19 protein-coding genes are annotated in these 21,497 nt (G+C 69.3%); 8 read left to right on the top strand and 11 right to left on the bottom strand.

Annotation, left to right across the window (positions count from 1 at the left end; genetic code table 11):
* Nucleotides 1-106: 106 nt before the first annotated feature.
* Nucleotides 107-1,348 (top strand): ABC transporter substrate-binding protein, encoded by a 1,242-nt coding sequence (locus BW39_RS17310; protein WP_034397661.1) that lies wholly within the window; start codon nucleotides 107-109, stop codon nucleotides 1,346-1,348.
* Nucleotides 1,345-2,475, top strand: coding sequence for a zinc-dependent alcohol dehydrogenase family protein (locus tag BW39_RS17305; protein WP_043823281.1), 1,131 nt, complete (start codon nucleotides 1,345-1,347; stop codon nucleotides 2,473-2,475). The genes BW39_RS17310 and BW39_RS17305 overlap by 4 nt, the downstream gene beginning before the upstream one ends.
* 62 nt (nucleotides 2,476-2,537) lie before the next feature.
* Here the strand turns inward: BW39_RS17305 and BW39_RS17300 are convergent, their stop codons facing one another.
* The 6 genes from BW39_RS17300 to BW39_RS17275 form a co-directional block, all read right to left on the bottom strand.
* Entirely contained in the window at nucleotides 2,538-3,929 is a 1,392-nt protein-coding gene (locus tag BW39_RS17300; protein WP_043823278.1) for an amidase, read from the bottom strand.
* The gene (locus BW39_RS17295; protein ID WP_013800077.1) at nucleotides 3,913-4,173 is read right to left on the bottom strand and encodes a hypothetical protein; all 261 of its coding nucleotides are present in this window, start codon (nucleotides 4,171-4,173) and stop codon (nucleotides 3,913-3,915) included. Before BW39_RS17295 ends, BW39_RS17300 begins: the two co-directional genes overlap by 17 nt.
* Nucleotides 4,151-5,122 carry a tripartite tricarboxylate transporter substrate binding protein gene (locus BW39_RS17290; protein WP_043823277.1) on the bottom strand — a complete coding sequence of 324 codons (972 nt, stop codon included), beginning with the start codon at nucleotides 5,120-5,122 and terminating at the stop codon, nucleotides 4,151-4,153. Before BW39_RS17290 ends, BW39_RS17295 begins: the two co-directional genes overlap by 23 nt.
* 356 nt (nucleotides 5,123-5,478) lie before the next feature.
* On the bottom strand, nucleotides 5,479-6,990 hold the full coding sequence (locus tag BW39_RS17285; protein ID WP_043823275.1) for a class I adenylate-forming enzyme family protein: 1,512 nt from the start codon (nucleotides 6,988-6,990) through the stop codon (nucleotides 5,479-5,481).
* Nucleotides 6,991-7,004: 14 nt separating this feature from the next.
* Nucleotides 7,005-8,021: a Bug family tripartite tricarboxylate transporter substrate binding protein gene (locus BW39_RS17280; protein ID WP_043823455.1), complete on the bottom strand. Its 1,017-nt coding sequence runs from the start codon at nucleotides 8,019-8,021 to the stop codon at nucleotides 7,005-7,007.
* Between the two features lie 155 nt (nucleotides 8,022-8,176).
* Nucleotides 8,177-9,172, bottom strand: a complete 996-nt coding sequence (locus tag BW39_RS17275) for a LysR family transcriptional regulator (RefSeq protein ID WP_013800081.1) — start codon at nucleotides 9,170-9,172, stop codon at nucleotides 8,177-8,179.
* 99 nt (nucleotides 9,173-9,271) lie between these two features.
* Between BW39_RS17275 and BW39_RS17270 the strand changes: the two genes are divergently transcribed.
* From BW39_RS17270 to BW39_RS17260, 3 genes are read left to right on the top strand one after another with little or no spacing between them, the layout of a single operon-like run.
* Nucleotides 9,272-10,495: a CaiB/BaiF CoA transferase family protein gene (locus tag BW39_RS17270; protein ID WP_200871524.1), complete on the top strand. Its 1,224-nt coding sequence runs from the start codon at nucleotides 9,272-9,274 to the stop codon at nucleotides 10,493-10,495.
* A gap of 32 nt (nucleotides 10,496-10,527) precedes the next feature.
* Entirely contained in the window at nucleotides 10,528-11,547 is a 1,020-nt protein-coding gene (locus BW39_RS17265) for an NADPH:quinone oxidoreductase family protein (RefSeq protein ID WP_043823271.1), read from the top strand.
* Nucleotides 11,544-12,551, top strand: coding sequence for a Bug family tripartite tricarboxylate transporter substrate binding protein (locus tag BW39_RS17260; protein ID WP_043823270.1), 1,008 nt, complete (start codon nucleotides 11,544-11,546; stop codon nucleotides 12,549-12,551). The genes BW39_RS17265 and BW39_RS17260 overlap by 4 nt, the downstream gene beginning before the upstream one ends.
* A 10-nt stretch (nucleotides 12,552-12,561) precedes the next feature.
* On the opposite strand, the gene BW39_RS17255 is transcribed toward BW39_RS17260, so the two are convergent.
* The 5 genes from BW39_RS17255 to BW39_RS17235 form a co-directional block, all read right to left on the bottom strand.
* Nucleotides 12,562-13,770: an acetyl-CoA C-acetyltransferase gene (locus tag BW39_RS17255; protein ID WP_043823269.1), complete on the bottom strand. Its 1,209-nt coding sequence runs from the start codon at nucleotides 13,768-13,770 to the stop codon at nucleotides 12,562-12,564.
* A gap of 35 nt (nucleotides 13,771-13,805) precedes the next feature.
* Nucleotides 13,806-15,107, bottom strand: coding sequence for an acetyl-CoA hydrolase/transferase family protein (locus BW39_RS17250; protein WP_043823268.1), 1,302 nt, complete (start codon nucleotides 15,105-15,107; stop codon nucleotides 13,806-13,808).
* Nucleotides 15,104-15,901, bottom strand: a complete 798-nt coding sequence (locus tag BW39_RS17245) for an enoyl-CoA hydratase/isomerase family protein (protein ID WP_012202133.1) — start codon at nucleotides 15,899-15,901, stop codon at nucleotides 15,104-15,106. Before BW39_RS17245 ends, BW39_RS17250 begins: the two co-directional genes overlap by 4 nt.
* Nucleotides 15,902-15,952: 51 nt before the next feature.
* Nucleotides 15,953-16,846, bottom strand: coding sequence for a MaoC family dehydratase (locus BW39_RS17240; protein ID WP_043823267.1), 894 nt, complete (start codon nucleotides 16,844-16,846; stop codon nucleotides 15,953-15,955).
* Between the two features lie 169 nt (nucleotides 16,847-17,015).
* Nucleotides 17,016-17,933: an SDR family NAD(P)-dependent oxidoreductase gene (locus BW39_RS17235; protein ID WP_017406887.1), complete on the bottom strand. Its 918-nt coding sequence runs from the start codon at nucleotides 17,931-17,933 to the stop codon at nucleotides 17,016-17,018.
* A 207-nt stretch (nucleotides 17,934-18,140) separates the two neighbouring features.
* Between BW39_RS17235 and BW39_RS17230 the strand changes: the two genes are divergently transcribed.
* From BW39_RS17230 to BW39_RS17220, 3 genes are read left to right on the top strand one after another with little or no spacing between them, the layout of a single operon-like run.
* A complete protein-coding gene (locus BW39_RS17230) occupies nucleotides 18,141-19,046 on the top strand; it encodes an FAS1-like dehydratase domain-containing protein (RefSeq protein WP_043823266.1) in 906 nt (301 codons plus the stop codon).
* 30 nt (nucleotides 19,047-19,076) lie between these two features.
* Complete coding sequence (locus BW39_RS17225) at nucleotides 19,077-20,243, top strand: acyl-CoA dehydrogenase family protein (RefSeq protein WP_012202137.1); 1,167 nt, start codon at nucleotides 19,077-19,079, stop codon at nucleotides 20,241-20,243.
* Between the two features lie 11 nt (nucleotides 20,244-20,254).
* Nucleotides 20,255-21,457 carry a CaiB/BaiF CoA transferase family protein gene (locus BW39_RS17220; protein WP_013800090.1) on the top strand — a complete coding sequence of 401 codons (1,203 nt, stop codon included), beginning with the start codon at nucleotides 20,255-20,257 and terminating at the stop codon, nucleotides 21,455-21,457.
* The last annotated feature ends 40 nt before the right edge of the window (nucleotides 21,458-21,497 follow it).

Here is a 21,497-nt window from a genome sequence, read left to right as displayed (position 1 = left end):
AGCGCTGCAACCCCGCCTTTCGCAATCGCGCATAGGCGGGCCGCTATGGCCTGCTTAGGCTTGCCTTCGGTATCCAGAAAAACAACCCCGAGACAAGGAGACGGATATGCGGAAAGGCTTGATGCGAGGCGGCTTGACCAAGGCGCGCGCTGCCGGCTGCGCGCTGGGCGCCGGCCTGCTGTGGACGGCGGCGGCGCAGGCGCAGCAGATATCGGACGATGTGGTGCGCATCGGCGTGCTCAGCGACATGTCGGGCCTGTATGCGGACACGGCGGGGCGCGGCTCCGTCGAGGCCGCGAAGATGGCCGTGGCCGACTTCGGCGGCCAGGTGCTGGGCAGGAAGATCGAGGTGGTCTGGGCCGACCACCAGAACAAGGCCGACGTGGGCGCCACCCATGCGCGCACCTGGTTCGACCGCGACGGCGTGGACCTGATCGTGGACATCAACAACACGGCCGTCGCCATCGCCGTCAACAACCTGGCGCGCGAGCGCGGCAAGATGGTGATCAACACCGGCGGCGCCTCGGACATCCTCACCAACGAGCACTGCGCGCCCACGGCCATCCACTACACCTACGACAGCTATGCGCTGGCCAATGGCGCGGTGCGCGGCATCCTGGCCCAGGGCAAGAAGGACTGGTTCATCCTGGGCGTGGACTATGCCTTCGGCAAGGCCATGACGGCCAATGTGACCGACTTCCTGAAAGACGGCGGCGGCAAGCTGGTGGGCACCACCTTCCATCCGCTCAACGCCAGTGATTTCTCGTCCTTCCTGCTGCAGGCCCAGGCGTCCAAGGCCTCGGTGATCAACCTGGCCAATGCCACCAGCGACACGGTCAACGCCATCAAGGCTGCGCACGAGTTCGGCATCGCGCCCAGGCAGACCCTGGTGCCCAGCCTGCTGTTCATCAACGACGTGCATGCGCTGGGCCTGCGCTACGGCCAGGGCATGGTGCTGACCACGGGCTTTTACTGGGACCGCACCGAGGCCACGCGCGCCTGGTCGCGGCGCTTCTTCGAGAAGATGAAGAAGATGCCCTCCATGATCCATGCGGGCGCCTACTCGGCCGTCACCAACTACCTCAAGGCCGTGCAGGCCACCAGGGGCGACGACGGCAACGCGGTGGCGCGCCAGCTCAAGCAGATGCCCATCGAGGACTTCTTCGCCCAGAACGGCAAGGTGCGCGAGGACGGCCGCATGGTGCACGACATGTACCTGGTGCAGATCAAGAAGCCCGAGGAATCCAGATACCCCTGGGACTACTACAAGGTGCTCTCCACCATTCCCGGTGACGAGGCCTTCCGCCCGCTGTCCAAGAGCAGCTGCAAGCTGGTGAAGACATCATGAAGACACGCGCCGCCGTACTCACGAGAACGGGCGCAGCCGCGCCCTATGCCGACAGCCGCCCGCTGGAGATCTGGGAGGTGGACCTGGCGCCGCCCGGCCCCGGCGAGGTGCTGGTCAAGGTGGCCGCCGCAGGCGTGTGCCACTCCGACCTGTCCATCATCAACGGCGACCGTCCGCGCGACACGCCCATCGTGCTCGGCCATGAGGCCGCAGGCGTGATCCAGGCGCTGGGCGAGGGCGTGACCGACCTGGAGGTGGGCGACCACGTGGTCATGCTCTTCGTGCCCGGCTGCGGCAACTGCCAGCCCTGCGCCGAGGGCCGGCCCGTGCTCTGCGAGCCCGCAGGCCAGGCCGGCGTGGCGGGCACCCTGCTGTCGGGCGCCAGGCGGCTATCGCGCAATGGCCAGCCCATCTCGCACTTCGTCGGCGTCTCGGCCTTTGCCGAGCATGCCGTGCTCTCGCGCCGCGGCGTGCACCGCATCGACAAGTCGGTGCCGCTGGAGCTGGCCGCGCTGTTCGGCTGCGCCGTGATGACCGGCGTGGGCGCGGTGGCCAATACCGCCAGGGTGAGCCCCGGCCAGAGCGTGGCCGTGGTGGGGCTGGGCGGCGTGGGCCTGTCCTCGGTGATGGGCGCGGCGGCGGCGGGCGCGGCCCGCGTGGTGGCCGTGGACCTCAATGCCGACAAGCTGGCCATGGCGCGCGATTTCGGCGCCACCGACACCGTCAATGCCGGCGACGAGGATGCCGTCAAGCAGGTGCGGGCGCTGACGGGCGGCGGCGTGGACCATGCCTTCGAGATGGTGGGGTCGGCCAAGGCACTGGAGATGGCCTACCGCATCACGCGGCGCGGCGGCCAGACCGTGACGGCGGGCCTGCCCTCCAGCGCCCAGACCATCAGCCTGCCGGTCTGGCACCTGGTGGCCGAGGAGCGCACGCTCAAGGGCTGCTACATGGGCAGCTGCGTGCCGCGCCGCGACATCGACTGCTACCTGGCCCTGCATGCGGCCGGCAGGCTGCCGGTGGACCGCCTGGTCACCGGCCACCTGACGCTGGACCAGATCAACGAGGGCTTCGACCGCCTGGCGCGTGGCGAGGCCATACGCCAGATCATCCGCATGGAGGCCTGAGGTCAGGCTGATAGCGAGGACCGGGGCTGCTGCTGCGGCTGTGTCCAAGCCAAGCACGGCGGTCAGGTGCCGTCGGGCAGCAGCTGGTTTTCCCAGCCGGTCAGCCGCTCGATGGCCCGGGCCACCTGCAGGAGGCGGGCCTCGTCGAAGTAGCGTCCCACCACCTGCACGGCCAGCGGCAGGCCTTGCGGCGACAGGCCCACCGGCACGCTGATGGCCGGGTGCCCTGTCACGTTGAAGGCATGGGTCTGCACCGGCCAGTGGCGGAAATGCGGCATGGGATCGAAGCGCGGCGCCGTATCCAGGGTGATGGCTGTCAGCAGCACGTCGCAGCGGTCCAGGGCCGCGTCCACGCGGGCCGCGAGCATGCGGCGCACGCGCAGGGCGTTCAGGTAGTCCTCCGAGGACACGGTGGCGCCCAGCAGCAGCCGCGCCGCCGTGAGCTCGCCATAGTCCAGCGGGCGCGAGCGCAGGTCCTGCGCATGGATGGTGAACATCTCGGCACTGAGGATGACGCGGCCGGCCGCCAGGAACTGCTGGCTGTGGGGCAGGCTCACGTGGATGGGACGGGCGCCGGCCTCGGCCAGCAGCGCGGCCGTGCGGTCGAAGGCCGAAAGGAACGTGGGCGACGCCTGGGGCGACGACTGGAAGTGGTCCTGCGGCACGCCGATGGTCAGGCCCTTCACGCCCTGCTCAAGCCCCGTGCAGTAGTCGTCCACGGGTTCGGTGGAGCTGGCCGGGTCCAGCGGGTCGTGCCCGGCCAGCACCTGCAGCGCGATGGCCGCATCCTCCACGCTGCGCGACAGCGGGCCGCAGTGGTCCAGCGTCCAGGCCAGCGGAAACACGCCGTGCTTGGAGACGCGGCCGTAGGTGGGTTTCAGCCCCACGGCACCGCACCAGGCGGCCGGTATGAGGATGGAGCCGCCCGTGCAGGTGCCCAGGGCCAGCCGTGTGAAGCCTGCCGCAATGGCGGCGCCCGAGCCCGACGACGATCCGCCCGGGATATGGGCCAGGTCCCAGGGATTGCGGGCCGCGGGAAACGGCAGGTCGGGGCTGGGCGCGCCGATGGCGAACTCGTGCGTGGCCAGCTTGCCCAGGATGATGGCGCCCGCATCGCGCAGGCGCAGCACCGGCGTGCAGTCTTCCTCGGGCACATAGTCCAGGCTCAGCCAGGACTGGCAGGTGGTCGGCAGGCCGGCCACGTCGTAGACGTCCTTGATGGCCACGGGAATGCCGTGGAGCAGCGGCAGGTCGGCGCTTTCGGCGCGCGCCATGTCTGCGCCGCGCGCAGCCTCCATGGCACCGCTGGCATCGAGATTGGTGAAGGCATGGATGTCGATGTCCATGGCGCGGATGCGTCCCAGCGCCGCCCGGGTCAGCATCTCCGAGGTGGTCTTGCCGGCGCGCAGCGCGCTGGCCATCTGCCGTATGGAAAGTTCAGGACTGCCGCGCATGGTTGCTCTGACGGGAAATGGTGGTGTGGATGTGCGAGGGACCCGCCTCATGCGCCAGTTCGTTGACGAGGCCGCGGTGCTCCATCAGCAACTGGTGCTCCGCCAGGATGGGTCCCAGCCGCTCGAAGGGGATGTCGATGCCGTGCTTTTTCAGCGCATTGAGCAATTCGTGCAGCGCATTGACATCGGGCCCTGCCAGTTTCTGCGGCGAAGGGGGTATTTCAGATTTTCGCGATGCCGGCATCACTGACCACCTTTCTCCATTTTCTGGCGTCGTCGGATACGAATGCCTTGGTGCTGTCCACGGATTTCCAAAGGGGAATGCTGCCAAGCTCCATGAATTTGCGCTGCACCTTTTCATCGGCCAGGATATTTTTCATCTGTGCATTGATGGCGTTCACTATCGCGGCCGGCGTGCCCTTGGGCGCCATGAGCACATTCCATGCGGTCTCGTGGAAATTGCCGAGCCGGGCCGGGCTTTGCTCGCTGAGCGTCTGCCAGTCGGGCATGAGGGGCGAGCGCTCGCGCGTGGCCACGCCCACGCGATTGACCTTGCCCTGGTTCACATACTGCTTGGCCGTGATCAGCAGGTCGAAGGCGATATCGACCTGGCCGCTGACCAGGTCGGCCATCATGGGCGCGGCGCCCTGGTAGGGGATGTGCAGCATGCGTATGTCGGCGGCCAGACTCAGGGCCTCGGCCGCCATGTGGCCCGCGCTGCCATAGCCCGGCGTGGCATAGGTCAGCTTGCCGGGGCTGCGCCGCGCCAGCTCGATCAGCTCCTGCGCCGACGACAGCTGCAGGCCCGGGCGTGTGATGAGCACCAGGGGACTGTCGTTGATGGTGGAGATGGCTTCCAGGTCGTTGGCCACGTCATACCCGGCCTGCGTGTACAGCGCGCCCGAGATGGTCTGGGCCGTGGTGCAGATCAGCAGCGTATATCCATCGGGACTGGCCTTGGAGACCTGGCGCGCGCCGATGTTGCCCGAGGCGCCAGGGCGGTTTTCCACCACCACGTTGACGCGCAGGCGTTGTGCAAGCTCCTTGGCGATGATGCGCCCCACGACATCAGTGCCACCGCCTGCCGGGAAAGGTACAACCAGCGTGATCTGCCGGTCTGGCCAGGCCGCATGAACCAGGCTGGCAGCGACCAGGAAAATACCTCCGAGAAACAGGCTGAGGATTCTTTTCATGGGCTTGATTCATGTGGTTGCGGGGGGTGAGGATGCATGCCCTGTGCAGATCCGGGCCGACACGCCGGGATGCATCTCACGATGGATCCGGTAACTGCAGCCAAGGCCAAGGCAGGCGAAAAAATAATGAATTTGTTAAAACTATTGAAACATTGAGTGCCATAGTTTTACATCATGAAGGATGGGGTGCAAGGCCTGCGGATGCGCAATGTAGGGGTGTTGCGTCCATGCTGCAGAGGCCGGCTCCGGAAGGCAGTGGCGCGTGCGCACATCCGGACATGGGGCAGGGAAGGGGCAGGGCAAGACAAAGGTTGCACCGGCAGCGGTGGCCGGCGCAACTGCTGGGCGGCCCGGGCTCAGGAAACGCGCAGCGCCTGTTCCTGCAGCAGGCGCTTGAGCACCTTGCCGTTGGGGCTGGTGGGCAGCTCGGCCAGGGGCACGATGCGGGCGGGCAGCTTGTAGGGCGCCAGCCGTTCGCGCAGGTGGGAGCGCGCTGCGGCGCTGTCCAGCGTGGCGCCGGGCTGCAGCTCGACGAAGGCGATGACCTCCTCGTTGCCATCGCCCTCGGGCCGCCCGACCACGGCGCTGCGCTGCACGCCGGGCAGCTCGTTGAGCGCCAGTTCCACCTCGGCCGGATAGACGTTGAAGCCCGAGCGGATGATCATTTCCTTGAGCCGTCCCACCACGAAGAGTGCGCCGTCGGCATGCAGCTCGCCCAGGTCGCCGCTGGCGTACCAGCCGCCCTCGCGCATCACGGCGGCCGTGGCCTGGTCATCGCGGAAGTAGCCGTGCATCAGGCCGCGCCCGCGTATCCACAGCTCGCCGCGCTTGCCCACCGGCAGGCTGCGGCCCGTGGCCGGGTCCACGGCGCGCACTTCCGCGCCTTCCACCACGTAGCCCGCGCTGGTGTCGGGCCGCTGCTCGCCCTGCCGTGTGAGGTGGACCGACCCTGCGTATTCCGACAGGCCGTAGCCATGGTGCAGCGCCTGGCCGAAGGCGGCCTCCACGCGCTTTTTCAGCGTCAGGTCCAGCGGGCCTGCGCCGGTATAGACATAGCGCAGCGCAGGCGCCTGCGGATGGGCAATGCCCTGCTCCTGCAGATAGGCCAGCAGGCGCGCGTACAGCGCGGGCGGCCCCTGCAGCTGGGAGATGCCGTGGCGGGCCAGCGCATCCAGAAGATCGGCGGGGTCGAACTGCGGGCGCATCACCATCTGCGCGCCCGCATGCAGCGAGGCCAGCAGCACCGTGCCCAGACCGAAGATGTGGGTCATGGGCACGAAGGCGTAGCTGCGGTCCCCGGGGCCCAGCCCGCGCGATGCGGCCGAGACGCGAGCGAACAGCGTCAGCGCGTCATGCCCCACCATCACGCCCTTGGGCGTGCCCGTGGTGCCCGAGGTGAAGATCAGCGCCGCCACCTCGTCCTGCAGCGCACCGGATTCGGCCACGGCCTGCGCGCGCACGGGGCTGTGCTGCATGCCGGCCAGGGCCGAGTCGCCTGCGCCAAAGCGCCGCGCGTGGCCGCTGGCGCTGTCCGATGCGGCCGAGGTGAAATACACCACGCGCGCATCGGCCTTGGCCGCAAAGGCATCGATCTCTCCAGGCGCCATGCGCGCGTTCACGCCGCAGGACCAGGCGCCCACGCGGCTGCAGGCCAGGATCAGCGCCGCATGTTCGGGGCAGTTCTCGGCCACGACCAGCACGCGGTCGCCGGGCCGCACCTGCAGCGCGCGCAGCTCGGCCTCGGCCGTGTCCGTCAGCGCGCCCAGGTCGGCAAAGCTCAGGCTGCTGCCGTCGGGCAGGTGGATGAAGGGACGCTGCGGCGCTTCGGCCAGCCAGCGGTCCAGCAGATGGTGTATTCGTTGATTCATGCTCCGCGTATCCCTCAGTCCACCACAATGCCTTGGGTGACGGTGGCCCACATCGCGCGCTCCTTGGCACCGCGCTCGGCCAGTTTCTGGGGTGCGCCGGTCCACTCTTCGTAGCCCAGTTCCTTGAGGCGCTTGCGCAGCTCCGGCTGGGCCAGGGCGGCGTTGATGGACTTGTTCAGGCGGGCCACGAGTTCAGGCGACATGCCCTTGGGCCCATAGACGCCATACCAGCCGCCCACGTCGAAGCCCTTGAGGCCTTCGATGCCGGACTCGGCAAAGGTGGGCACATCGGGCAGCGAGGCATTGCGCTGCGGCGAGGTCACGGCCACGGCGCGCACCTTGCCGCTCTGGATGTAGGTGCTGGCGGTGCTGATGATGTCCAGCATCATGCTCAGCTGGCCGCCGATCACGTCGGTCATGGCCGGTGCGTTGCCCTTGTAGGGGATGTGGTTCATCTCGATGCCGCTGCGCCGCGCGAACAGCAGCGCGCCCAGGTGGTTGGAGCCGCCCACGCCGGCCGAGCCGTAGTTGAGCTTTTGCGGATGGGCCTTGGCATAGGCCACGAGCTCGGCCGTGGTCTTGTAGGGCTCGTTGTTGTTGACCACCAGCACGTTGTAGTAGCTGAGCACGGGCGCCACGGGCGTGAGGTCACGGGCCGGGTCGAAGGACATCTTGCTCATCACGTTGGGGCTGATGGTGATGGTGGGGCTGGCCGCGAACCACAGCGTGAGGCCATCGGGCCTGGCGCGCACGACCTCGCTGCCGGCCATGGTGGCGTTGGCGCCTGGCTTGTTCTCCACCACCACCGAGGCGCCCAGCTCCTTGGTCAGCGCCACGCTGAGCAGGCGGGCGCCCTGGTCCACGGGGCCACCGGCCGAGTAGCCCACGATGAGGCGCACGGGCTGTGCGTCCTGCGCGGCGGCGGGGAGGGCGGTCAGGGCGCTCAGGGTGGCCAGGGCGGTCACCAGGGACGCCAGAAGCGGGGCATGGGCCAGGGTGGCCAGGGCCTTGCGGCGGTGTTGGGCGGGCATGTGCATGTCTCCTGCAAAAAATGAATGAAGCGCTGCCGTGGCCTGCACGGCGGCGCGCCCGGTCTGCGCCGGACATGCAGGCAATGGTGCGCACGCCGGCGCTTCTTGGGAATCTGCTTTTGCCTAAGCCGGGGTTTGCCGGCTGTTAGGACGTCCTAGGAAGACAGGTCCGCGCCCGCCTCCTCGGCGCCCGCCTGCCAGCTGGGTGCGGCGGTGACGATGGCCTCGCGCAGGAACTGCTGGAAGGCGCGGGCCGCCATGGTGGGCTGGCGGTCGGGCATGCGCACCAGGTACATGGCATTGCCCAGGCCGGAGAACACCACCTGGTCCAGCACGGCCACCAGCGTGCCGCCGGCCAGCGCGGCCGAGGTCACGTAGTCCGGGAGCAGGGCCAGGCCCAGGCCGTCCAGCACGGCGTCGTACAGCAGGCGGTAGTCGCCCGATTGCAGCGAGGGCAGCACATCGAGGGCAGCGGCGACGCCATCGTCGCCGCTGCCGGCAAGCCAGGCCAGCCTGCCGCCCATGGCCAGCGGCAGGATGAGGCGGGCCTGCAGCAGGTCGGCAGGCGCGCGCAGGGGCCGGCCCAGCGACTGCTCCAGCGCCTGCAGGCAGGCGGGCGTGGCCACGAAGTTCCAGCGCACATCGCACAGCCGCGTGGCCACCAGATCGTCCAGCGGCGCGGAGGTGATCTGCACCGCCAGATCGACCTTGGAGGCCACGAGGTCGGCCATCTGGTCGTTGATCAGCAGGCGCAGGCGGATGTCGGGATGCTCGCGGCAAAAGCCCAGGATCAGCGGCTTGAGATAGAAATGCCCGAAGCCGGTGGGCACGCGCACGCCCACCTCGCCGCTCACGGTGGAGCGCAACTGGTGGATGGCATCGCGGGCGCGCTGCAGCTCCTCCATCATGGCCAGGCAGCGCCGGTACAGCAGCTGGCCGGCCTGGGTGAGCTCCACGTTGCGCGTGGTGCGGCGCAGCAGCTGCGCACCCATCTCGGTCTCCAGCGCACGCAGCCGGCGCGAGACGTTGGAGCGCGTCATGCCGCCGCGCTCGGCCGCCCGCGTGAGGCTCTTGGCCTCGGCGATGTCGATGAAGACGCGGCACAGGTTCAGGTCCATCTCGGCATTCTTTGCAGGGCCGGGGCCGGCCATTGTTGATCGGGAGTCACCAGGCCTGGCCTGCTGGCGAGGATTGTGGCGCCAGCCCTGCCTCCCTAGCATGGAGGAAACCATGGCGAAAGGCCGCAGACCGTGAACCAAGAAGCTTTGCAAACCGCGCCGCCGGCGCCCCTGGCGCACTACCGTGTGCTCGATCTGAGCCAGGGCGTGGCCGGCCCCTACTGCACCCATCTGCTGTCGCGCCAGGGCGCCGAGGTGATCAAGGTCGATCCGCCCGAAGGCGACTGGGCGCGCCACGTGGGCATCTCGCGCGATGGGCACAGCAGCCTGTCGGCCACCTACAACGCGGGCAAGCGCAGCATTGCCGTCGATGCGCGCCAGGCCCAGGGGCGCGCGCTGCTGCTGCGGCTGGCGCGCGAGGCCGACATCGTGGTGCAGAACTTCCGCCCCCAGGTCGTGCAGCGCATGGGCGTGGACTACGACAGCCTGCGCGCGGCCGGCCTGGACCCGGTGTACGTCTCCATCAGCGGCTACGGACCCACGGGGCCGTATGCGGACCGGCCCGCCACCGACTCCGTCATGCAGGCCGACACGGGCTTGATGACCAGCAACCGCGACGCGCAGGGCCAGCCCCAGCGCGTGGGCCTGCTGCTGGCCGACATCGCAGCCGGTGTCTACGCGGCACAGGCGTGCACGGCGGCCCTGCTGGGCAAGGCGCGCAGCGGGCGCGGGCGCCATGTGGAGCTCAATCTGTTCGAGGTCTGCTGCGCCCTGCAATCCACGGTGCTGGCCGAAGACACGCTGCGCGGCGGCCTGCCTGCCGAAGGGGTGAGCGCTCCCAACGGCGTGTTCGCCACGGCCGATGGCTTCATCACCGTGCTGGCCCTGAACAACGACCAGTTCGAGCGGCTGTGCCGCGCGCTGGACCTGCCGCACTGGCTGCAGGACGCGCGCTTTGCGACCAATGCGGGCCGCATGGCCCACCGCCATGTGCTGCATGCCGGGCTGCAGGCCTTGCTGGCGCAGCAGCCGCGCGCCCACTGGGAGCAGCGCCTGGCGGCGCAGGGCGCCCTGCATGCGGGCGTGCGCACGCTGGCCGATGTGGTGGCGCATCCCCAGGCCGTGCACCGCGCATCGTTCGCCACGCTGGCGCAGCCCGGCTTCGGGCCGCTGCTGTATGCGGCTTCACCCTGGCCGGCAGACGCAGCAGCCTGCGGTGCATCCCTTGGCGCCGCGCCGCGCACGGGCGAGCACACGCGCCAGATCCTGGCCGAGGCCGGCTGCACGCCGCAGGAGATCGATCAACTGATAGACAGTGAGGTTGTGCGCCAGTGCGCGGCGGAGGAAATGGCATGAGCGCCCCGGCATCCGCATCCCCGCACTCCCGCATGCAGGCCCTGGTCTGCCATCAATTCGGCGCGCCGCACGAGGTGGTCAGCCTGCAGTCCATGGACCGGCCCGGCCAGCCCCTGGGCGCGCACCAGGCGCGGATTGCCGTGGCCTACGCCAACGTCAGCCACGCCACGGGCCTGCTGATCGAGGGCCGCTACCAGCGGCGCCCGCCGCTGCCCTTCGTGCCCGGCACCGAAGGCGTGGGGCGCGTGCTGGAATGCGGCAGCGCGGTGCAGCACCTGCAGCCCGGCGATGCCGTGGCCTTCATTGCCGACTGGGGTGCCTTTGCGCAGGAAACGGTGGTGGATGCCGCCACCGTCTACCGCCTGCCTGCGGGCATGCCCTGGCTGCAGGCCCTGCCCATTCCCCTGTCCTACGGCACGGCCTACACGGCCCTGCACTGGCGCGCGCGCCTGCAGGAAGGCGATGTGGTGCTGGTGCTGGGCGCCGGTTCGGGCGTGGGCGCCGCGGCGGTGGAGGTGGCCCGGCAGACGCCCGGCGTGCAGGTCATCGCCTGCGCCAGCACCGAGGCCAAGCGCGCCGATGCGCTGCGCCGTGGCGCGCACCAGGCAGTCACCCCGCAGGACCTGGCCTCCCATGTCAAGCAGGCCACGCAGGGCCGGGGCGCCTCCCTGGTCTTCGACCCCGTGGGGGGCGATCTCTTGCTGCAGGCACTGCGCGCGGCCGCGCAGAACGCGCAGCTGCTGAGCGTGGGCTTCGCCAGCGGCGCCACTCCCGCCGTGCCCATGAACCTGGCCCTGGTCAAGAACCTCACGCTGCACGGCTTCTTCTACGGCCGCTACATCGGCTGGACACCGGCCGATGAGCGCCAGGCCTTCGCGGCGCAGCTGCAGCCCGTCATTGCCACGCTGCTCGACTGGGCTGCCCGGGGATGCATCCATCCCCAGGTCAGCCAGGTCTTCGCCATGCATGAACTGCCGGCTGCGCTGCACGCGCTGCACGGCCGCAACGTGACCGGCAAGCTCGCACTCGCCATTCAAGGAGACAAGGTATGACAACGCAACGCACAGGCCCCGCGCTTTCCCGCCGCACCCTGCTGGGCGCCGCGGCGGCGCTGGCCGCATGGAGAACGGCAGGCGCGCAGCCATCCGCCGGGGCCCAGGGCTATCCCAAGGCGCCCATCCGCGTCGTCGTGCCCTATCCACCGGGCGGGCCTACCGACGTGGTCGGGCGCGTGGTCACCACGCGGCTGGGCGAGGCGCTGGGCCAGCCCCTGGTCGTGGACAACAAGGCCGGCGCCAGCGGCATGGTCGGCGCGGCCCTGGTGGCCAAGGCGCCGGCCGACGGCTACACGCTGCTGGTCAACGCCTCCATCCACGTCATCAACCCCTACGTCTATGCCAGCGCGCCCTATGACGCCTTCCGCGATTTCGAGCCGGTCACGCAGCTGGTCGATGTCCCGCTGGTGCTGGTCGTGGGCAGCCAGCTTCCGGTGCGCAATGTGCAGGAGCTGATCGCCTGGGCCAAGGCCCATCCCGGGCAGGTGAACTTCGGCTCGGCCGGCAATGCGTCGTCACAGCACCTGTCGGGCGAGCTGTTCCGCCTGAAGACCGGCGCGCAGATGCAGCATGTGCCCTACAAGGGCAGCTCGCCGGCCCTGACCGACCTGATGGGCGGGCAGATCCAGCTCATGTTCGACTCCATGCCCTCGGCCATGCCCTTCATCGCCTCGGGCCGGCTGCGTGCGCTGGCCGTCACCTCGGCCAGTCGCTCGCCCTCCCTGCCCGATGTGCCCACCATGGAAGAGGCCGGCATGCCCGGCTTTCGCACCAGCACCTGGTACGGACTGTGGGCGCCGAAGAACACGCCCCAGGACGTGGTGCAGAAACTGTGGACCGGGTCCCGCCGCGTGCTTGCCGAACCCCAGATCGCCGCGCAATACCGCCGCCTGGGCGCCGAGCCCGTGGGCTCCACGCCCGCCGAGTTCGCGCGCTACATCCAGGCAGAGGCCCGCAAGTGGGAAGAGATCGTGAAGGCTTCGGGGGCGCGGGCGGATTGAGGCGGGAAGCTCACACCCGCTCGAACACCGCCGCAATCCCCTGGCCACCGCCTATGCACATGGTCTCCAGCCCATAGCGGCCCTTGCGGCGCTCCAGCTCGTGCAGCAGGGTGGCCAGGATGCGCACGCCGGTGGCGCCGATGGGGTGGCCCAGGGAGATGCCGGAGCCGTTGACGTTGAGCTTGTGGTCTATGGCGTCCTGGTCGTTCCACTCCCAGCCCTTGAGCACGGACAGCACCTGGCAGGCAAAGGCTTCGTTGAGTTCAACCAGGTCCATCTGGTCCAGCGTGAGGTTCAGGCGCGCCAGCAGCTTCTTGACGGCGGGCACGGGGCCTATGCCCATGTGCGAGGGCTCGCAGCCTGCGGCGGCCCAGCCCACCAGGGTGGCCATGGGGGTGAGGCCCAGTTCGGCCAGCCTGTCCTCGGCCACGATCAGGCAGGCGGCGCTGGCGTCGTTCTGCTGGCTGGCATTGCCGGCCGTGACCGTTCCATTGGGCATGAGCACGCGCAGCTTGCCCATGCTGTCGGTGGTGGCGTCGGCGCGAAAGCCTTCGTCGCGCGTGAACAGCAGGGGGTCGCCCTTGCGCTGGGGCACCTTGACGGGGACGATCTCGTCGGCGAAGCGGCCCGCCTCCCAGGCGGCGGCGGCGCGCTGGTGGCTGCGCACGGCATAGGCGTCGGCTGCCTCGCGGCTGATGCCGTAGTCACGCGCCAGGTTCTCGGCGGTCTCGATCATTCCCGAGATCTTTCCGAAGCGCTCCACGGGCTGGGAGCGCTCGCGGCCGCGGTCCAGCCGGTCGTAGAAGCGCACATTGCCCGAGCGCGCTCCCCAGCGCATGTCGGTGCTGTAGTACTCGATGTTGCTCATGCTCTCCACGCCGCCTGCGATCACCACGTCGGCGGCGCCGCTTTGCACCATCATGGCCGCCGTGGCCACGGCCTGCAGGCCGCCGCCGCAGCGCCGGTCCAGCTGCATGCCCGGCACCGTTACCGGCAGGCCGGCCTGCAGCGCGGCCCAGCGGCCCACGCAGGGCGTCTCGCTGCTGGCGTAGGACTGGGCGAAGACCACGTCGTCGATGCGTGCGGGGTCGATGCCGCTTTTCTCGACCACGGCGCGCACCGTGGTGGCGGCCAGCTCCTCGACCGATACCGGCCGCAGGCTGCCGCCGAAGGTGCCCACGGGCGTGCGAAGGGGGGTGACGATGGCGGCTCTGCGCATGGTGTTGTCTCCTTGGGAATCAGTGGATCAGTGGATCAGGAAAAGGCTGCGCCGCATTGGCGCAGCAGGGTATGTGCCTGTTGTTCCAGGTCGGCGCGGTGCTCCGGCGCCGCGATGTCGATCAGCCGTTTCACGCGGCGCGACAGCGTCTGGCCGCGCAGGTCGGCCACGCCGTGTTCGGTGACGATGAGGCCGGCATCGCTGCGCGGCGTGCTGACGGGGCCGGACAGCCGCGCAACGATGCGCGTGGCACCCCTGGCCGTGGCGGGCAGGGCGATGATGGGCAGGCCGCCGCGGCTGCGTGCCGCGCCGCGCAGAAAGTCCACGGCGCCCCCCACGGCGCCCACGTAGACGCCGCCTGCCACTTCGGAATTGATCTGGCCCGTGAGGTCCACTTCCACCGCCGAATTGATGGCGGCCAGCCTGTGGCTGTCGGCCAGCACCTCGGGGTCGTGCGTGTAGCGCGTCTCGCGCAGCTGCAGGGCGGGGTTGCGGTGGGCCCAGCGCCTGAGCGATTCGCCGCCCATGAGGATGCCGCCAATGCCCACGCCGCGGTCCTGGCTCTTGCGCGCGTGGGTCAGCACGCCGGCTTCGGCCAGGGCTGCAATGCCGTCGCCCACGGCGCCGCTGTGCAGGCCCAGGTCGCGGTGGCCGTGCAAGGCGGCGAGCACGGCCTCGGGCAGGTTGCCCACGCCCACCTGCAGCGTGGCGCCGTCTTCGATGAGGGCGGCCACATGGCCGGCAATGGCCTGCTCGGCAGGGCCGGGCGCGCTGCGCGCCTGGTCCAGCGGAGGGTGTTCGGCATCGACCAGCAGGGTGAAGTCGCCGGCCTGCAGGTGCAGGCTGCCGTGCGTCCACGGAATGGCGGGGTTGACCTCGCCGATCAGCACGCGCGCCTTGCGTATGGCGGCCGGCAGGTATTCATGGACCAGGCCCAGGCTGTAGCGGCCTTGTGCATCGGGTGGCGAGACCTGGAGCAGCACCACGTCGGCAGGCAGCAGGCCCTCGTCGATCAGGCCGGGCAGGTGGGAGTAGTGGCTGGGCAGGATGTCCAGCACTCCGGCCTGGGCCAGCGCGCGGTGGGGGCCGCCGGCCGCGTAGCCGAAGAAGTCGATGGCGTCGGCATGCGCAGGTTGCAGCGTGTCCGATGCGCCCATGCCCACGAAGACGCGCAGCCGGCCCCGGCCACCGTGCCGGGCCAGTGCATGGCGGTGCGCGACCACGGCGCGCGTGAGCGTCAGCGGCTCGGCCGTGGCCTGGCCCCACCACAGGGTGTCGCCGGGGCGGATCAGGGCCTGCAGCCTTTCTTGCAGGGCGTCCGGCGACAGCACGCTCATGGCGCGCGGTCCCAGTCGAAGCGCGTGGGCTGCTTGTCCTTGAAGCGCTGCACCGCCTCCTGGTGGTAGTCCGAGCCGCGGCACATCGTCTGGGCATAGGCTTCCAGCTCGGCCATGGCGCGTGCGTCCAGCTCGAAGGCCTGGTTCATGGCCGTCTTGGCCATGCCGATGGCGGCCGTGGATGCCTCGCCGAAGCGCCGCGCCAGCGCCACGGCGGCGGCCTGCAGGGCCTCGCCGTCTTCCACGATCTCGTAGACCATGCCCAGCGACCTGGCTTCCTCGGCCTGCACGGTGCGCGCGGTGAAGACCAGCTCCTTGGCCTTTTGCAGGCCCACGATGCGCGGCAGCATGTGCATGGCGCCCAGGTCGGGCACCAGGCCGATGCGGCCGAACACGGCGCAGAACTTCGCGCGCCGCGTGCACAGCACGAAGTCGGCGGCCAGCGCCAGGCTCAGGCCCGCGCCGAAGGCCGGGCCGTCCACGGCGGCGATCACGGGCTTTTCGAGGTTGACCAGCTCGGGGAACCACTGGTGCAGGCTGCGCATGCGCTGGCGCCAGGGCAGGCCGGCCTGGCTGGCATCCATCATCTGGCTGATATCGCCGCCCGAGCAGAAGGCGCCGCCCGCGCCCGTGAGGATGACGGTGTGCACCTGCGCGTCATCGCGCATCTGCGCCACGGCGGCGGCCAGGGCCGGGCGCATGGCCTGGTTGAGCGCGTTGCGGGCCTCGGGCCGGTTCAGCGTGATCGTGCCTATGCCGTCCTGGACGGAGGTCAATACGGGGGAGGTGTTCATGGGAACTCCAGGGCAGGGGGAAGGAGCGGCCTCTTGCGAGGCCGCCGTGCATCAGGCGAGTTCGGCGTAGCCGTGGCTGAGCACGATCTTGTCGCGTTCCAGCACGCGGGCGCGCAGTTGCAGCTGGCAGGGCTGGTCGGGCGTGCGCCAGATCTCGGTGACCAGGGTCTCCCCGGGATAGACGGGCGCGGTGAAGCGCACATCCAGCGCCTTCAGGCGCGCGGGATTGCGGTCGCCGCATTGGCGCAGCACGGCATGGGCCACCAGGCCGTAGCTGGCCAGGCCATGCAGGATGGGCCGCTCGAAGCCGGCCTTGCGCGCCACGGCCGGGTCGGCATGCAGCGGGTTGTAGTCGCCCATCAGGCGGTACAGCAGCGCGGCCTCGGGGCGTATGGCCTGGGTGTCGGTGAAGTCGGGAGCGCGGTCCTCCGGCGTGGGGCGCAGCGGCGCCAGGGGCGCGTCGCTGGGCTGGCCGCCATCCAGCAGGCTGTAGCCGCCATCGCCGCGCAGAATGCTGACCTGCTGCACGGTGGCCAGCAGCTCGCCCCCGGCGGTCTCCAGGCGCCGCTCGGTGACCATGATGGCGCCCTTGCCTTCGCCCTTGTCCGTCAGGTGCGTGATGCGGTTGTGGCCCACCACGTCGGCGCTGGCCGGCAGCGGGCGGTGCAGCCGCATGCGCTGCTCGCCATGCAGCAGCTTCACCCAGTCGATGCCCGTATCGGCCTCGCGCGCCCAGAAGCCCGGGTAGCCCAGCACCACGGCCTGCGAGGGCAGGGCGCGCAGCCCGCCGGGCGCCCCTTCGTAGAAAAAGGGCAGGGCCGCATCCGACAGCGGATCGCTGCCCAGGCCCAGGCTCAACGCATAGAGCATGGTGTCGCGTTCGCCATAGTGCTGGCGCACGGGCTCGAAGGGGCGCTGTTTCAGGTGCTGATAGCTGATGGCCATCACGGTTCCTCTCAGTGTTTGATTGCGCTGGCGCGCTTCAACCCTCGCAACTGGCGCGGCCCGACTCAGGGACACCGAGGAAGGGCCGCCCCGCACCGAGGGTGTCGTCCCCCTCCCTCGCGAAGCGAGTAGAGAGGGGGAAGGCGCGTAGCGCCTCAGGGGGTGTCGTTCAAACAGGATCCCAGCTGAAAACGTCGGCGGACCGGTCCAGCGGCACGAACGATGCCTTGAGCGCAGGCATGCCGTGCTCGGCAATGAACTGGGGCGACCAGCCCTCGCTGCGGTGCACCGAACGCAGCGGGCGCGGCTGGCTCATGACGAAGATCTCGTTGTTGCGCACGGCAAAGACCTGGGCGTTCACGTCGCGGGCCGCGTCGGACAGCAGGTAGACGGCCAGCGGGGCGATCTTGTTGGGCGTCATCTGCTGGATCTTGGCCACGCGCGCCTGCTGCTCGGGCGTGTCGGTGGGGATGGAGCCGATCATGCGGCTCCAGGCGAACGGCGCGATGCAGTTGGAGCGCACGTTGAACTTCTGCATGTCCAGCGCAATGGACTTGGACAGGGCCGTCAGCCCCAGCTTGGCGGCGCTGTAGTTGGCCTGGCCCAGGTTGCCGATCAGGCCCGAGGTCGAGGTCATGTGCACGAAGGCGCCGCTTTCCTGCTCCTTGAAATGGTTGGCGGCCGCGCGGCTCATGTAGTAGCTGCCGTACAGGTGGACCTTGATGACGGCGTCCCACTCGTCCAGGCTCATCTTGTGGAAGAACCGGTCGCGCAGGATGCCGGCGTTGTTGACCACGCCGTCGATGCGGCCGAAGCTGTCCACGGCGCACTGCACGATGCGGGCCGCGCTGGCGGCCTCGGCCACGCTGTCGGTGTTGGCCACGGCCTGGCCGCCTGCGGCCTTGATCTCATCGACCACCTTCTGCGCCGGGCCGGCGTCCGTGCCCTCGCCCGTGGTGGAGGTGCCGATGTCGTTGACCACCACCTTGGCGCCCTCGGCCGCCATGGCCAGCGCCATGTCGCGCCCGATGCCGCCGCCGGCACCCGTCACCACCACTACCTTGTCCTGCATCATTTTCTGCGCCATGGCCTGTCGTCCCCGTTCAGTGTTCGTTGGAAAGAAGTCGGGACCAAGGATGCCGGCAAACGCCGCACCGCGCCATTCGCCAATCACAAGGGCGGACTTCGCGGGAATGAAAGCAGCGGCGGACAGGCCGCGCCGGCCCAGCCTTCAGCGCGGCCAAAGGCTTGCTTAAGAAAACGCGGATTGCGGGCCGCCGCGCTTGCACCGACCATGGCGGCCATGACAGACAAGCAAGCTACCGACACCCTCGACGCCGCCGCGCTGGCGCATCTTCAGTCCTGGCAGGGCCGCAGCGAAACCCTGGCAGACAGCATCACGGCCGCGCCCGTGGCCGCGCTGTCGGCCACGCTGGACCGGGAAGACCCTGAGCCCGCCGACGGCACGGCGCTGCCGCCGCTGTGGCACTGGATGTACTTCCTGCCCCATGCACGCCAAAGCGAGATCGGCCCCGACGGCCATCCGCGCCGTGGCGGCTTTCTGCCGCCCGTGCCGCTGCCGCGCCGCATGTGGGCCGGCGGGCGCCTGCGCTGGGAGGCAGGCAACGCGCTGCAGGTGGGCCAGAAGGTGCAGCGCCGCTCCACCATCGGCTCGGTCAGCCACAAGAGCGGCCGCTCGGGCGAGCTGCTGTTCGTGCTGGTCGAGCATGCCTACAGCAACGACCAGGGCCTGGCGCTGACCGAGGAGCACGACATCGTCTACCGCGCCGCTGCCCAGCCCGGCGATCCCGCGCCCACGCCCCAGAAGCCGCCGCTGGACGGCCAGCAAGCCTGGTCGCGCACCATCGTTCCCGACGACGTGCTGCTGTTCCGCTACTCGGCCCTGACCTTCAACGGCCACCGCATCCACTACGACCGCCGCTACGTCACGGGCGTCGAAGGCTATCCGGGCCTGATCGTGCACGGCCCGCTGATCGCCACCCTGCTGCTGGACCTGCTGCGCCGCGAGCTGCCCCAGGCGCAGGTGCTGTCCTTCGAGTTCAAGGCCGTGCGCCCCACCTTCGACCTGCATGCCTTCAGCGTGCACGGCAAGCCTTCTGCGGACGGCAAGACCATTGAACTCTGGGCGCAAGACCACGAAGGCTGGCTGACCATGACCGGAAAAGCCACCCTGGCCTGAGACCCCTGAACACCGAGCCTTGAGACCACCATGATCGAACACACGCTTTCCAACAATTTCCCCGAAATCCGCGACGCCATCCGTGCGCTGTGCGCCGAGTTCCCTGACGAGTATTTCCGCAAGATCGACGAGCAGCGCGCCTATCCCGAGACCTTCGTGGACGCGCTGACCAAGGCCGGCTGGCTGGCCGCGCTGATCCCGCAGGAGTACGGCGGCTCGGGCCTGGGCCTGACCGAGGCCAGCGTGATCATGGAAGAGATCAACCGCTGCGGCGGCAACTCGGGCGCCTGCCATGGCCAGATGTACAACATGGGCACGCTGCTGCGCCACGGCTCGCAGGCGCAAAAGGAGAAGTACCTGCCGCGCATCGCCTCGGGCGAATGGCGCCTGCAGTCCATGGGCGTGACCGAGCCCACCACGGGCACGGACACCACCAAGATCAAGACCAGCGCCGTCAAGAAGGATGGCCGCTACGTGGTCAACGGCCAGAAGGTCTGGATCAGCCGCGTGCAGCACAGCGACTGGATGATCCTGCTGGCGCGCACCACGCCGCTGGCCGAGGTGAAGAAAAAGAGCGAGGGCATGTCCATCTTCATGGTGGACCTGGCCGAGGCGCAAAAGAGCGGCCTGACCGTGCGCCCCATCCCCAACATGGTCAACCACGAGACCAACGAGCTGTTCTTCGAGAACCTGGAAATCCCCGAGGAGAACCTGATCGGCGAGGAAGGCAAGGGCTTCAAGTACATCCTCGACGGCCTCAATGCCGAGCGCACGCTGATTGCGGCCGAATGCATTGGCGACGGCTACTGGTTCCTGGACCGCGTGACCAACTACGTGCGCGACCGCAATGTGTTCGGCCGCCCCATCGGCCAGAACCAGGGCGTGCAGTTCCCCATTGCCGATGCCTTCATCGAGGTCGAGGCCGCCAACCTCATGCGCTGGAAGGCCTGCGAGATGTTCGACGCCAACCAGGCCATGGGCGCCCAGGCCAACATGGCCAAGTACCTGGCGGCCAAGGCCAGCTGGGAGGCGGCCAATGCCTGCATCCAGTTCCACGGCGGCTTCGGCTTTGCCTGCGAATACGACGTGGAGCGCAAGTTCCGCGAGACGCGCCTGTACCAGGTGGCGCCGATCTCGACCAATCTCATTTACTCCTACGTGGCCGAGCACATCCTCGGTCTCCCGCGTTCTTTCTGAAGGCACTGCGCATGACACAGCAACGCCTGAGGCCCCTGGACGGCACCACCGTCGTCTCGCTGGAACATGCGGTGGCCGCACCGTTTTGCACGCGCCAGCTGGCCGACCTGGGCGCGCGCGTGATCAAGGTCGAGCGGCCCGGCAGCGGCGACTTTGCGCGCGGCTATGACCAGCGCGTGCAGGGCCAGTCCTCGCACTTCACCTGGATCAACCGCAGCAAGCAGAGCCTGGCGCTGGACCTCAAGCAGGACGAGGCCATGCAGGCGCTGCTGCAGCTGCTGGAGGGTGCCGACGTGCTGGTGCAGAACCTGGCGCCCGGCGCGGCCGCGCGCATGGGCCTGTCCTATGCGGCGCTGCGCGAGCGCTTTCCGCGCCTCATCGTCTGCGACATCAGCGGCTACGGCGCAGACGGCCCCTACCGCGACAAGAAGGCCTACGACCTGCTGATCCAGAGCGAGGCGGGCTTTCTCTCGGTCACGGGCACGCCCGAGGTGCCGTCCAAGGCCGGCATCTCGGTGGCCGACATCGCGGCCGGAATGTACGCCTACACCAACATCCTGTCGGCCTTGCTGCTGCGCGGGCGCACGGGCGAGGGCAGCCACATCGACGTGTCCATGCTGGAGGCGCTGGGCGAGTGGATGGGTTATCCCATGTACTACGCCTTCGACGGTGCGCCGCCGCCGCCGCGCACCGGCGCCTCGCACGCCAGCATCTATCCCTATGGGCCTTTCGAGGCCGGTGACGGGGGGACGGTGATGCTGGGCCTGCAAAACGAACGCGAGTGGAAGCTCTTTTGCGAACAGGTGCTGCTGCAGCCCGCGCTGGCCACGGATGCGCGCTTCGACAGCAACGCGCGCCGCAACGCCAACCGCGAGGAGCTGCGTGCGCTGATCCTGGGCGTGTTCAACGCGCTGGATGCCGCCCAGGTGGTGCAGCGGCTGGATGCGGCGGGCATCGCCAATGCGCGCGTCAACGACATGGCCGGCCTGTGGGCCCATCCCCAACTGGCCGCACGCCAGCGCTGGTGCAGCGTGGACACGCCGGCCGGTCCGGTGCAGGCCCTGCTGCCGCCCGGCGCCAACAGCGCCTTCGACTACCGCATGGAGGCCGTGCCCGCCGTGGGCGAGCACAGCGCCGCCATCCTGGCCGAGCTGGGCTGGAGCGCCGAGCGCATCAGTGCCCTGTGCCCGCCCCCGGGAAAAACCGCCCCCTGAAACCAGGGCGCATGCCCAAGAATGCGCCGGAGACCCAACC

Source organism: Delftia sp. RIT313 (assembly GCF_000632165.1).
GTDB classification, from domain to species: domain Bacteria; phylum Pseudomonadota; class Gammaproteobacteria; order Burkholderiales; family Burkholderiaceae_C; genus Comamonas; species Comamonas acidovorans.
Note: the sequence above shows the minus strand (reverse complement) of the source record. Positions and strands in the feature narration are given on the sequence as shown.